This is a genomic window from Amycolatopsis sp. CA-126428, assembly GCF_002904335.1.
Lineage (GTDB): Bacteria > Actinomycetota > Actinomycetes > Mycobacteriales > Pseudonocardiaceae > Amycolatopsis.
Window position 1 is genome coordinate 40,980 of sequence record NZ_PPHF01000097.1, and the last position, 12,425, is coordinate 53,404.

14 protein-coding genes are annotated in these 12,425 nt (G+C 71.6%); 8 read left to right on the forward strand and 6 right to left on the reverse strand.

What is annotated here, in order from left to right:
• Positions 1–13: 13 nt before the first annotated feature.
• Entirely contained in the window at positions 14–2,188 is a 2,175-nt protein-coding gene (locus C2L58_RS25490; RefSeq protein ID WP_233225925.1) for a transglycosylase domain-containing protein, read from the reverse strand.
• Between the two features lie 345 nt (positions 2,189–2,533).
• Between C2L58_RS25490 and C2L58_RS25495 the strand changes: the two genes are divergently transcribed.
• Positions 2,534–2,830 (forward strand): WhiB family transcriptional regulator, encoded by a 297-nt coding sequence (locus C2L58_RS25495; RefSeq protein WP_103340124.1) that lies wholly within the window; start codon positions 2,534–2,536, stop codon positions 2,828–2,830.
• 76 nt (positions 2,831–2,906) lie between these two features.
• Here C2L58_RS25495 and C2L58_RS25500 read toward each other — a convergent pair whose 3' ends face one another.
• Genes C2L58_RS25500 through C2L58_RS25510 form a run of 3 tightly spaced genes read right to left on the reverse strand, consistent with a single transcriptional unit; the run spans position 2,907 to position 5,302 of the window.
• Positions 2,907–4,028, reverse strand: coding sequence for an ArsA family ATPase (locus C2L58_RS25500; RefSeq protein WP_103340125.1), 1,122 nt, complete (start codon positions 4,026–4,028; stop codon positions 2,907–2,909).
• On the reverse strand, positions 4,025–5,032 hold the full coding sequence (locus C2L58_RS25505) for an ArsA-related P-loop ATPase (protein WP_103340127.1): 1,008 nt from the start codon (positions 5,030–5,032) through the stop codon (positions 4,025–4,027). The genes C2L58_RS25500 and C2L58_RS25505 overlap by 4 nt, the downstream gene beginning before the upstream one ends.
• Before the next feature lie 21 nt (positions 5,033–5,053).
• Positions 5,054–5,302, reverse strand: a complete 249-nt coding sequence (locus tag C2L58_RS25510; RefSeq protein ID WP_103340128.1) for a hypothetical protein — start codon at positions 5,300–5,302, stop codon at positions 5,054–5,056.
• A gap of 126 nt (positions 5,303–5,428) precedes the next feature.
• Between C2L58_RS25510 and C2L58_RS25515 the strand changes: the two genes are divergently transcribed.
• From C2L58_RS25515 to C2L58_RS25545, 7 genes are all read left to right on the forward strand, one after another.
• Positions 5,429–5,590, forward strand: a complete 162-nt coding sequence (locus C2L58_RS25515; RefSeq protein ID WP_003068074.1) for a DUF4177 domain-containing protein — start codon at positions 5,429–5,431, stop codon at positions 5,588–5,590.
• A gap of 4 nt (positions 5,591–5,594) precedes the next feature.
• Positions 5,595–6,050 (forward strand): RidA family protein, encoded by a 456-nt coding sequence (locus tag C2L58_RS25520; RefSeq protein ID WP_103340129.1) that lies wholly within the window; start codon positions 5,595–5,597, stop codon positions 6,048–6,050.
• Positions 6,050–6,676 carry a hypothetical protein gene (locus C2L58_RS25525; RefSeq protein WP_103340174.1) on the forward strand — a complete coding sequence of 209 codons (627 nt, stop codon included), beginning with the start codon at positions 6,050–6,052 and terminating at the stop codon, positions 6,674–6,676. Before C2L58_RS25520 ends, C2L58_RS25525 begins: the two co-directional genes overlap by 1 nt.
• Positions 6,677–6,712: 36 nt before the next feature.
• Positions 6,713–7,840, forward strand: coding sequence for a hypothetical protein (locus tag C2L58_RS25530; RefSeq protein ID WP_103340130.1), 1,128 nt, complete (start codon positions 6,713–6,715; stop codon positions 7,838–7,840).
• A 112-nt stretch (positions 7,841–7,952) separates the two neighbouring features.
• Positions 7,953–8,771: an NUDIX hydrolase gene (locus C2L58_RS25535; RefSeq protein WP_103340131.1), complete on the forward strand. Its 819-nt coding sequence runs from the start codon at positions 7,953–7,955 to the stop codon at positions 8,769–8,771.
• Positions 8,768–9,538, forward strand: a complete 771-nt coding sequence (locus C2L58_RS25540) for an MBL fold metallo-hydrolase (RefSeq protein WP_103340133.1) — start codon at positions 8,768–8,770, stop codon at positions 9,536–9,538. Before C2L58_RS25535 ends, C2L58_RS25540 begins: the two co-directional genes overlap by 4 nt.
• The gene (locus C2L58_RS25545) at positions 9,535–9,795 is read left to right on the forward strand and encodes a glutaredoxin domain-containing protein (RefSeq protein ID WP_103340135.1); all 261 of its coding nucleotides are present in this window, start codon (positions 9,535–9,537) and stop codon (positions 9,793–9,795) included. Before C2L58_RS25540 ends, C2L58_RS25545 begins: the two co-directional genes overlap by 4 nt.
• A 54-nt stretch (positions 9,796–9,849) precedes the next feature.
• On the opposite strand, the gene C2L58_RS25550 is transcribed toward C2L58_RS25545, so the two are convergent.
• On the reverse strand, positions 9,850–10,911 hold the full coding sequence (locus C2L58_RS25550) for a DNA polymerase III subunit beta (RefSeq protein WP_103340137.1): 1,062 nt from the start codon (positions 10,909–10,911) through the stop codon (positions 9,850–9,852).
• A gap of 40 nt (positions 10,912–10,951) precedes the next feature.
• The gene (locus tag C2L58_RS25555; RefSeq protein WP_103340138.1) at positions 10,952–12,205 is read right to left on the reverse strand and encodes an MFS transporter; all 1,254 of its coding nucleotides are present in this window, start codon (positions 12,203–12,205) and stop codon (positions 10,952–10,954) included.
• Positions 12,206–12,425 lie beyond the last annotated feature (220 nt).

Genomic DNA, 12,425 nt, shown 5'->3' on the forward strand with positions numbered 1-12,425 from the left:
GCCGCGGCCGGATCTAGCGGGGGCCGCCGCCCATGTACTTCGGGTCCGGAGCCGGCAGCTGCATCACCGGCTGGCTGGCGTCCAGGATGTTCTTCATCGCGCCGAACCACGTGCGCGCGGGGGACTTGCCACCGAAGATGTTGCCGCCGCCGCAGACGCGGACGTTGCCCGGGCCGGCGTCGCAGATACCGCCCTGGCCGCCGCCGAACTTGAACGTCATCGCCGCGCCGGCCAGCTGGGGGGTGCCGCCGACGAAGGCCGCCGACACGTTGCCCTGCGTCGTGCCCGTCTTGCCGATCAGCGGGCGGTCCCAGCCGACGCCGTTGGCCGCCGCGAACGAGGTGCCGCCCGGCTGGTCGTCCTTGCTCATGCCGACAGCGAGGGTGTTCGCCAAGCCTTCCGGCACCGCCTGCTCACACGGGGCTTCCTTGATCGGCACCGGTGCCCCGTTGCGGTCGGTCACCGCGGCGATCGGTGTCGGCGGGCACCAGACGCCGCCGGAGAGGATCGTCGCGGCGACGTTGCCCATCTCCAAGCCGCTCACCGGGCTGAACCCGAGCGTGAACGCGCCGAGCCCCGGGCTGTTCCCGGTGGGGCCGTAAGCCTCCGCCTGGCTCTGGCTCTTCGCCTTGACGTTCGGGTCGACGGGGCCGCCGCCGGTGTTGCTGGCCATCGTTTCACGCAGGCCGAGCCGCTTGGCCATGTCGATGGCCGGCCCGGTGCTGCCGAGCTGGTCCTCGAGCCCCACGAACGTGGTGTTCGGAGACGTCGCGAGCGCCGTCTGGAGCGTCGCGTTCGCGGCGGCCTTGCTGTAGTCGCCCGCGTTGCCGACGCAGTACCAGTAGCTGGCCGGCTTCCCGGTCGGAATGGTGCTGCACCCGCCCTTCTGGGTGGTGAACACGTGCGAGGTGTAACTGTCCGGCATTTCCACCGGTGAGTAGATCCCCGCGATGCCCTTGTCGAGTACGGCCGCGGACGTGAAGATCTTGAACGTCGACCCCGCGCCACCGGTGTTGTACACACCCGCCGGCAACGCGTACGTCGTCTGACCGGCGGCCTGGTTCTGCCCGTAGTCGCGGTTCGCCGCCAAGGCGACCACTTCGTGCCGGTCCTTGCCCGGTTTGATCAGCGACAACGTGTTCGCGACGTACGGCTGGGTCTTGTTGACCTGCGCCTCCGCCGAGGCCTTCGCCTCGTGGTTGGCGCGCTCGTCCAGCGTGCTCTTGATCGTGTAGCCGCCGGAGTAGAGCTGGTCCTTCGTCATCCCGCCGGCCTTGAGGAGGTAGTCCTCGACGTACTGGCAGAAGAAGCCCGCCTCCGGGCCCGCGCCGATGCAGTTGGCCGGCGGCTTCTTCGGGTTGTCCGGGACCACGCCCAGCGGCTCGGCCTTGAAGCGGTCCGCGTCGGCCTTCGCCAGCTTCTTGTTGTCCACCATCCGGTCGAGCACCAGGTTGCGGCGCGCGGTGGCCTTGTCCGGGTGGTTCCACGGGTCGTTGTTGATCGGGTTGTTCACCAGGCCGGCCAGCAGCGCGGCCTGCGGCACCGTGAGCTTCTCCGGGGTGGTGTCGAAGTACGCGTGCGCCGCCGCGCCGATCCCGAAGATCTGCCGGGAGAATTCGACGATGTTGAGGTAGTTGGCCAGGATCTGCTGCTTGGTCAGCTTCGTCTCGAGGTTGATCGCGATCCGCGCTTCCTTGAGCTTGCGGGAGATCGACTGTTCCTGAGCCTTCTTCTGGCCGATCGGGTCGTTCCGGTAGACGACGTTGATCAGGTAGTTCTTGGTGAGCTGCTGGGTCAGCGACGAGGCGCCCTGGGTGTCGGCGCCGGTGCTGTTGCTGACGGCCGCGCGCAGCGTGCCCTGCCAGTCGACGCCGTGGTGCTCGTAGAACCGCTTGTCCTCGACCGAGACCAGGGCCCACTTCATGGCCTCGTTGATCTGGTTCTCGTTGATCGGCAGCCGGTACTGGCTGTACAGGGTCGCGATCGGCTTGCCGGTGCTGTCGGTGACCGTCGTCACCAGCGGTGGCGGGATGTCCGCGAGGTCGGAGGAGGTCTTCTCCACCGTCTCGCTGGCCTGGTTGGACATGACCCCGGCGGCCCCCACGACGGGGAAGAGCATGCCGGCGACGAGCACCCCCGCGAGCAGGCAGAGGCCGATGAGCTTGAACAAACCATCCGCTTTTCGCACGAGGGCCAGGCTACCCGGAACGGATCGGGCGGCGGTGACGCCGTGTCTCCGGAGGTGTGAATTCAGTGACAAAACAGCCCCCCTTCGGTGACAACTGGTAACGGAGGGCATTCTGGGTCTCGACGGGGGGAACCGAGGGCCCCTACAGTCCGTCAACGTCTCACGAAGAAAAGCCGACGGATGGATCAACGCGGGTGGGAGCTCGCCTGGTCCGAACGGCGGCACCGGCACCGGGGAGGTGCCCGGGTAACCGACGTGAGCTGAGGGAGACACGCTCGCGGGGGCAAGGAGCGCAGTGCCTTTCCCCCGCTGGTGCGTCGATCACCAGGGTAGGGAGCTGGGGGTATGGAAACCAACCAGTCGAGCTGGCGAATCAACGCGTCCTGCCGGGACGCCGATCCGGACGGCCTGTTCGTCCGGGGTGCGGAGCAGAACCGCGCGAAAGCGGTCTGCATGGGCTGCCCGGTCCGCACGGAATGCCTCGCCGAAGCGCTCGACGGCCGGATCAACTTCGGCGTTTGGGGCGGCATGACCGAACGGGAGCGGCGAGCTCTGCTGCGCCGCCGTCCCGACGTGGTGAGCTGGGCCGAACTGCTCGAAGCGGCCAAGAGGGACGCGGAAGAGCGCGTCTCGGTCGGCTGAACGTCCTGCCGCACCCGGTCGTGAGTGGTAAGGCGGGTTAGAACCCTCGTTACCACTCACGACGGGTGTGGGCAGGTCAGCCGGCGAGCTTCACGCCGATGTCGTGCAGGCCCTCGAGGTCGTGCACGTCGCCGGCCAGTGCCGGCACCTTCGCCAGCGCCACCTCCGGGTGCGCCCGGGTGAAGCGCGCCAGCAGCCGTTCCTCGCGCGCCGCCAGCTCAACGCGGTCGGCGTGCAGTCGCAGCACCGCCTCGGCCAGCGGTGCGTTCGTGTCGCCCTCCTGCAGCGACTCGGCCGCCGCCAGCGCCTCCGCGCCCGAAAGCTTCGCGAGCACCGGGTGCGTCCGGTTCGCGATCAGCCCGCCCAGCGGCATCGACTCGGCCGACAGCCGCTCCACGAAGTAGGACGCCTCGCGCAGCGCGTCCGGCTCCGGCGCGGCCACCACCAGGAACGACGTCCCGGACGAACGCAGCAGCTCCGCGGTCTTGCGGGCGCGCTCGCGGAAGCCGCCGAACATGCTGTCGAAGGCCTGCATGAACGCCGACGCGTCGGTCAGCAGCTGGCCGCCGATGATCGTCGACACCGCCTTGGCGAACATCGAGAACCCGGCGTTGACCACCTTGCGCAGGCCCCAGCCGCCGGCCTTCGCCGGGGCGGTGAGCAGCCGGATCATCCGGCCGTCCAGCGCGGAGGAAAGCCGCGTCGGCGCGTCCAGGAAGTCCAGCGCGGACCGGCTCGGCGGGGTGTCCACGATGATCAGGTCCCACTCGCCGGTGGCGGCGAGCTGGCCCAGCTTCTCCATCGCCATGTACTCCTGCGTGCCGGAGAACGACGTGGAAATCGTCTGGTAGAAGGGGTTCTGGAGCAGCTGCTCGGCGCGCTCGGGGCCGGCGTGCACGCGCACCATGTCGTCGAAGGTGCGGCGCATGTCGAGCATCATCGCCCAGAGCTCGCCCTTCGGCTCGAACCCCTCGACCTGCACCTGCCGCGGGTGGTTGCCGAGTTCGCGCAGGCCGAGCGCCTGGGCCAGCCGGCGCGCGGGGTCGATCGTCAGCACCACGGTCTGGCGGCCGCGCTCGGCCGCGCGCAGGGCCAGTGCCGCGGCCGTGGTCGTCTTGCCGACGCCCCCGGAGCCGCAGCAGACGATCACGCGGCTTTCCGGGGCATCGAGCAACGCGTCGATGTCGATGGTGGTCACAACCGCACCCCCTGGTCGGTCAGGGCTTCGGCCAGCTCGTAGAGGGCGGCGACGTCGATGCCGTCGGTGATGTCGGGCAGCTCGAGGGTCGGCAGGTCGGCCTCGGCGAGCTGCTCGCGGGCCCGCTGTTCGGCGGCGACCCGCACGGCGTGCTCGACGGTCTCGTCGACCAGCGCGTCCAGGGTTTCCTGCGGCAGCTTCAACCCGGCGGAGGCCAGCCCGGTGCGGACGCGGGAGGCGTCGACGCGCCCGTCCGCGGCGGCGGTCACCGAACGGGCGGGCAGCCGCGGCGGCCGGACCCGGTTGACCAGCACCGCGCCCGGGCGCAGGTCGGCGCCGTCCAGCTCGGCCACGGCCTCGACGGTTTCGCGCACCGGCATCTCCTCCAGCAGCGTGGCCAGGTGCACGGCGGTCTCCCCGGAGTGCAGCAGGCGGACGACGCCGTCGGCCTGGCCGCGGATCGGGCCGGTCTTGGCGAGGTCGGTCAGCGCCTTGGTGACGTCGAGGAACTTGACGACCCGGCCGGTCGGCGGCGAGTCGACGACGACGGCGTCGTAGGTGTGCCGCCCGTCGGACTCGGTCCGGCCGACGCACTCCTTGATCTTCCCGGTGAGCAGGACGTCACGCAGGCCCGGCGCGAGCGTGGTCGCGAACTCGATCGCGCCCATCCGCCGCAGCGTCCGGCCGGCGAAGCCCAGGTTGTAGAACATCTCGAAGTACTCGAGCAGCGCGGCTTCGACGTCGATGTGCAGCGCGCGCAGCTCCCCGCCACCCGGGACGGACGCGATGCGCTGCTCGGCGTAGGGCAGCGGCTCGGTGTCGAAGAGCTGGGCGATGCCCTGGCGGCCCTCGACCTCGATGAGCAGCACGCGACGGCCTTCGCGGGCGAGCGCGAGGCCGAGCGCGGCGGCCAGCGTCGTCTTGCCCGTCCCGCCCTTGCCGGTGACGAAGTGCAGCCGGGCGCGGGCAAGCTCGTCGGTCCAGCCGGCATGGGAAATGGTCACTTCTTCACCCTAAATCAGTGCTCAGCTGGCCAGCAGCATGACGCTGACCGCAGCGGCGACCGCCGCGACGAGCGCCCAGCTCACGAGGCCGGGCAGCACGGTGAGGGTGAGCACGCCCACCACGGCCAGCAGGGTGAAGGTGATCACCCCGCCGAGCGCGACCTGGCCGGAACTCTGCGTCCGGTCGCGCACCTTCGCCATCACGACGAGCATCAGCGGCAGCCCGGCCGCCGCGAGCAGTGCCGTCGCGATCACGCGCCAGGTGTCCACGGACCCACGCTAGCGGTTCGAACCGGACGTGAGATGGGCCACAGTCCGGGGTGGCGACGGCGCGTCGCGGACCGAAATCCGGCGGCCCTCCCCGGCGGTCTTGCCCGCTTGGCTACGCTCCGATCCATGAGCGCCACCAAGTGGGAGTACGCCACCGTCCCTCTGCTGATCCACGCCACGAAGCAGATCCTCGACCAGTGGGGCGAGGACGGCTGGGAGCTGGTCACCGTGCTGCCGAACCCGAGCGGCGAGCAGCACGTCGCCTACCTGAAGCGTCCGAAGGGCTGACCCGGTGACCTGGAGCGAACGGCTGAAGGAGCTCGGCATCGAGCTGCCCGGCGTCGCGGCCCCGCTGGCCGCGTACGTGCCCGCCGTCCAGAGCGGGAAGCACGTCTACACCTCCGGCCAGCTGCCCTTCGTCGACGGCGTGCTCGCCGCGACCGGCAAGGTCGGCGCGGAGATCAGCCCCGAAGAGGCGAAGGGCCACGCCCGCACCTCGGCGCTCAACGCGCTCGCGGCCGTGCACGCGCTGGTCGGCATTGACAACGTCGCGCGGATCGTCAAGGTTGTCGGCTTCGTGGCTTCCGCGGAGGGCTTCACCGGTCAGCCCGCGGTCGTCAACGGCGCGTCCGAACTGCTCGGCGAGGTCTTCGGCGACGCGGGCATCCACGCCCGCTCGGCCGTCGGCGTCGCGGAGCTGCCCATCGGCTCGCCGGTGGAGGTCGAACTGATCGTGGAGGTGCAGTGATGGACCCGGACATCGAGCAGTCCACCCACGAGCTGCTGATCCGGCTCGCCGGGCGGCTGCCCGACCAGCTGCTGTGGCGGTTCCGCGACTGGCTCGGCGAAGGGGCCATGGGCACCCTCGCCCGGACCCTGCCGAGGTCTTTGCTTAAGCACAGGATTGACCTCGACCAGACGGAGTACCGCCTGCTCGTGGCCGGGCTCATCCCGCACGGCGCCGACTGGCACCAGGTCAGTTCGACGCTGGGGGTAGACGACGTCTCCGAGAACCGGTACACATTCACGTCGAGTGCGCCCGAATGGGTTAACTCGGTCGACTCCGTGTCCGTTCTGATCCACGCAACGTTGCGGGGTCGCCCGGACGTGGGGGAAGTGCGGCAGAGCTGGCGGCACGTCGGTGTGGTCGGGCAGGGGACCGCCAAGCGCGTCCTGCTCATCACCGCGCAGGCGGGGCTGCCGAGGCTGACCGGCGAACTGCAGCGCGTGCTGCGCGTTCTGGGCGACGAAGAGCCCAGCGTCGAGGTCATCCCGCCGCGCTTCGACCTGCCGGGTTACCACCGGGCCGCGCTGGCCGACTCAGAGCTGGTCTGCGTGGGCGCGGTGACGGGAAGCCGGCTAGTAGCCGCATAACGCTCGCCCGCCAGCGAGCTGGGAGGGAGCAAGGCAATGGTGGAGGTCCACGACGGCCCGCCCATGGACGGGTTCTCGGTGCCCCTGCGCCTGCACAACCTGTTGCTGGCCCTGGCGGGCCGGATCGACGACAGCGCGCTCACGGAAGCCCGTGAGCTGATCGCCCGGGCCCACATCGACGAGGCGGTCGAGCTGACCACCGGCACGCTCATCGCGGGCCGGATCCCGGTCAGCTCCGCCGAGCAGCGCGAGCTGGCGCTGGTCCTCGAGATGAGCCGGTCGGACGCGACGCTGGCGAACGATCTGCTGGTCGACGAGGCCGAGCCGGTCAGCACGCACCGGTTCACCGGCGAGAACGGCCCGGAGTTCGGCATCGCCGAGGCGCTCGACCGGACCCTGCAGGTGCTGCCGGACGTCCGGTCGGTGCACGCGGTGTGGCGCAACACCCCGGCCGGCAGCGTGCCGGGCGCGCTGCCGCAGCGGGTGGTGCTGGTCGAGCTGGGGCCGGAGGGCAACCCGCCCGCCGTCGCCTTCCGCGTCGACACGGCGTTGCGCCGGGCCGGGATCCACTCGGTCGTCGAGGTCAGCGGCCCCGGCGTCGCGCACTCCGAGTACCACCAGGCCGCTTCGGCCGCCGCGTCGCCGGCGTGGGTGACCGGGAGCACGACGTCGAGTTCGTCGTCGTACCGCTCGGAGCCCGTGAAGCCGCCGCCCCCGGTGACGTCGGAGCCGCTCGCGGAGTCGGGCAGCCGGCACAGCATGCGGTCGAGCAGCACCACGACGGCGCCGCCCGAGCCGGTCGCCCCGGTGGTGCCGATCGTGTCGCCGCCGCCCGCACCCGAGCCGCCCCGCAAGGCGCGGTCCGAGACGCGGGCGGAGCGCACCGCCGACCTGACCCCGGCCGAGGTGGCGCAGCTGCGGCAGGCGCTGGCCGAGGACCCGGAGAAGGGCCGCGAGATCGCCGCGGGCAAGCCGTCGATGCACGAGGTCGTCGAGCTGCCGGCGCTGGACCTGGACGACCCGAGCCTGAGCGAGCGCGACCGGGCGCTGCTGCGCGAGCTGCACGCCGAGCTGGCCGAGCGCGAACGGGCCGAGGCGGCGAAGATGCGTCTCAACGGCGCGTCCCGCTCCGGTGGCGACCAGCGCGGCTGGACCGCTCCGTAGGACGCTTTTCGTGAGAAGGCGGCACTTCCCCTCCGGGAGGTGCCGCCTTTTCCGTGTCCGGCGTGCCACAACTGCGCGACGGGACGTCGGGTGGCGGAGGTATGTTGCCCGGGTGGAGCAGCCAACGGAGTTCGTCTTCGACATCCCGGTCGGCGCCGGGGTAGCCACCCGCGCCAACGCCGACGGCCCGCCGGCGACGCCGAAGGACGCGGCCACCGTCATCCTGGTCCGGGACGGCGCCGACGGCGTCGAGGTCTTCCTCCAGCACCGGGTCAAGGGCATGCCGTTCGCCGGCGGGATGACCGTCTTCCCCGGCGGCGGCGTCGACCGGCGCGACGCCGACACGTCGGTGGCGTGGGCCGGGCCCGACCCGTCGTGGTGGGCTTCGCGGTTCGGCTGCGACGACGCGCTCGCGCGGGCACTGACCTGCGCGGCCGTGCGCGAGACGTTCGAGGAGTCCGGCGTGCTGCTCGCGGGCGGCGCGAACGCGGTGCTCACCGACGTCACGCCGTACGCGGCGGCCCGCCAGGCCCTGGAGACGCGGGAGGTGTCACTGGCCGGGTTCCTCGCCGGCGCGGGCCTGACCCTGCGGGCCGATCTGCTGCGCCCGTGGGCGCACTGGATCACGCCCGAGCAGGAACCGCGCCGGTACGACACCCGGTTCTACGTCGCGAAGCTGCCCGAAGGCCAGGAGGCCGACGGGGCGACTTCGGAGGCGTCGAGCTCCGGCTGGCAGCGCCCGGAAGACGCCATCGCCGACGCGCGCGAGGGCCGCCGGATGCTGATGCCGCCGACCTGGCTGACGTTGAGCGAGCTGGCGGCGTTCGCCACCGCGGACGACGTCCTGAACGCGCCGCGCGAAATCGTCCGGATCGCCCCGACGCTGATCCGTGAGAACGACCACGTCCGCGTCGTGCTGGAGCGGCGATGAGCGCCCCGGCGTACGGCGTGCTGCGCCAGGTGTCCGCGACGGCGTCGGTGCTGCTGGAGAACAACCCGTCGTCGATGACGCTCGAAGGCACCAACAGCTGGGTGCTGCGGGCGACGCCGTCGAGCCCGGCCGTGGTCGTCGACCCGGGCTACCGCGACCTCGAGCACCTCGAGCTGCTGGCTTCTGTTGCTCCGGTCGAGCTGATCCTGCTCACGCACCACCACCCCGACCACGCCGAGGGCGCGCCGTGGTTCGCCGAGCGCACCGGCGCGCCGGTGCGGGCGTTCGACCCCGCGCTGTGCCTCGGCGCGTCGTCCTTTGTGGACGGCGAAGTGATTTCGGCGGGCGGCCTTTCCCTCCGCGTCCTGCACACCCCCGGGCACACCGGCGACTCGGTGTCGCTGGTCCTCGACGGCCAGGTGCTGACCGGCGACACCATCCTCGGGCGCGGCACGACGGTGCTGCACGACCTCGGCGACTACCTGCGTTCGCTGCGGAAGCTGATCGAGCTGCCGGCCGGGACGGCCGGCCTGCCCGGCCACGGCCCGGAGCTCCCCGATCTGCCCGCGACCGCACGCGAATACCTCGCCCACCGGGAACAGCGGCTCGACCAGGTGCGTTCGGCCTTGAAGACGCTCGGGGCGGACGCCACCCCGCGCCAGGTCGTCGAGGTCGTCTACGCCGACGTCGACCGGGCGCTGTGGGCGCCCGCCGAGTGGAGCGTGCAGGCGCAGCTGGACTACTTGCGGTCGGAGGAGAACGGATGAGCAACGTCGAAGTCGAGTTCTATTGGCGGCCGGGGTGCGGGTTCTGCGCCGCGCTGGAGCGCCCGTTGTCGAAGAGCGGCTTCACCATCCGCGCGATCAACATCTGGGAGGACCCGGCGGCGGCCGCGCGGGTGCGCGAGGTCGCGAACGGCAACGAGACCGTGCCGACGGTGATCGTCGGCTCCCGGGCGATGGTCAACCCCTCCTTCGCCGAGGTCGAGGCGGCGGTCAAGGCAGCTTCAGCTTCGGCGGGGTGAGTGTGCTGGGCCGTTCTCCGTTGAGGAAAGCGGCCCACACCTCCCGGACCGAGATCATCGGCTGAGCATCGGCATCAGGTAGTACGTCAGCTCGACCTCCCCAGGCTCCGCGGCCCGCAGGATGCACGCCCGCATCCCCGGCTGGATCGACAGCACCACCCGCTCACCCGCGAACGCCGCCAGCGCGTCCAGCAGGTACCTCGCCTGGAACGACGGTGACGTCCGACCGCCGCTGACGTCGGCCTTCAGCACTTCCTCCGCCTCGCCCGTGTCCTGCCGGGCGCTTGCCAAGCGGACCTGGGCGTCACCGACCTCGAGCGTCAGCACTCGCCTGTCCTCCGCGTACACCCCCACCCGGCGGACCGCCGCCGCCAGCGCTTCCGCCGGCAGCGTCACCTTCGTGTCCACCGCGCCCGACGGGATCGAGTCCTCCGAGAGGAAGCCCGCGTCGAGGACCGCCGTCGCGACCAGGCCCTCCTGCCAGCTCAGCCCGAACCGGCCCGGGCCGATGTGCAGGCCCACCCGGCCGCGCGCCTGCCGGGCCGCCTCCGACAGCAGTGCCGCCGGGACCAGGACGTCCAGGGCACCCGGGGACGACAGCGGCAGCCGGGCCACCGCCATCCGGTAGCGGTCGGACGCCGTCAACGTCAACCCAGTACCGGACGCCTGGACCCGGACCCCGGTGAACAGCGGCAGCGGGTCGTCCTTCGCCGCCGTGCCCGCGACGATGCGCAACGCCGATGCGAACGCTGCTCCGTCCACTTCGGACACCTGGGCCGGTGGGTCCGGAACGACACCGGTTTCGGGCAGCAGCGGCAGCGCGAACCGGGCGTTGTCCAGCCGCAACGCCAGGCGGGTGCCTTCGACGACCAAGCGGACCAGCTCCGTCTCGAGCACCTTCAGCGTCTCCGCCAGCGGGGCCGCGGGGATGACGACCGAACCGTCCGTGTGCGTGGTCGCCGGGCAGCCGAACCGGACGGCGAGGTCCGGCGCCGCACCGGCGACCGTTAGGCCGGCCGCGTCCGCCGCCAGCCGCAGCCCGGCGCGGGCCGGGAGCAGGCGTGACGCGGCGGAGACGGCCGCCGAGAGGCGGTGGGCAGGCGCGGTGACGTCCATGCCCGGAAGGTACCGGCCGGCACCGACAAAAACCGGCGGGCTACGCGTTGACCAGCTCGGGAACGGGCGCGGACCGGGGAGCCCGGACCGTGCCGCGCAGCAGCCACACGACCAGCGCGAGCACCAGCCCGGCCACGCTCGCCGCCAGGAAGGCCGCGCCCGGGCCGGCGTGCTCGACGACGTACCCGCTGATCGACTGGCCGGCCGCCAGCCCCAGCGTCACGGCGGTGAGGACCCAGCCGAACGCCTCCGCCGCCGTCCCCGCGGGGGCGACCACCTCGATCGCCGCCGAGTGGGACGTCGACTGCGGCGTGATCAACGCGCCCGCCAGCAGCATCATCAGCGCCAGGCCCCACAGCGAGGACGGCCACGCGAGCAGCGCGACCAGCGCGCCGAACCCGCCCAGCAGCACCGGCAGCCGCAGGCCCAGCTGCCGCGGCCACGGGCGCAGGCTGTAGGCGACGCCGAACGCCACCGAGCTCAGCGACCACGCCGACAGCAGCAACCCGCCCGTCGAAGGGGAGCCCGCCTCGGTGGCCGCCGCCGGCACCGCGACCTCGACGAACCCGATCACGACGCCGAAGCCCAGCGCGGCGATGGCCAACGTGCGCATGCCCGGGCCGGCCAGCGCGCCCAGCAGCGACCCCGAAGAACCCGGAACCGGGCCCCACTGCCGCACAGCCGGGCTCAGCGCGAACAGCACCGCCCCGGTGAACTGCAGGGCGACCCCGAGCACCAGGCCGGTGCCCGCCCACGGCGCCATGACCAGCAGCCCGGCCACGCCGGGGCCGAGGATGAAGAAGACCTCCATGCTGATCGCCTCGTACGAGTAGGCGGCGTTGCGCGGGCCGCCCGGCGGGAGCAGCCGCCCCCACAGCGCCCGCGACGCCGACCCGACCATCGGCTCGGTCAGCCCGGTGAGGGTGGCGAGCGGGACCAGCACGGCGGTCGCGGCGTGCGACTCGATGGCCGTGACCAGCGCGGTCATCGACAGCGCCAGCAGAACCGCGACGGTGAGCAGCGGCCGTGTCGGCCCGAACCGGTCGATCAGCCTGCCCTGCACCACCGCACCCACCGACACACCGACGAGTGAACCGGCCGAGACGAGCCCGGCGACGGCGAAGGAGCCCGTCTCCCGCTGGACGTAGAGCAGGGCGGAGATGCCGATCATGGCGATCGGCAGGCGGGCGAGCACGGCCGCGACGACCGGCCACCGGGCCGCGCGGGTCGTCAGCGCGGTGCGGTAGTCGGCGAGAGAAGTGCGGCTTTCGTGGTTCGAGACAGACTGGGACACGCGTACAAGTATGCCGCATACTGGTACGTCAGTACCAGTTATTTGACGGTCAGGTGCGTCACCGGCAGACTGGTGGCAGATCTTCGGATCGAGGCGCAGGTCTCGATCAGGTAACACTCACGATATTCTCCGTGGACTCCTGCAACGAAACGGCCCAGGCGGCGTCCTTGAGAGTGAATGGCCTTGAATTCGTGGGTATGGGCCGTGATGGTTGAACAAC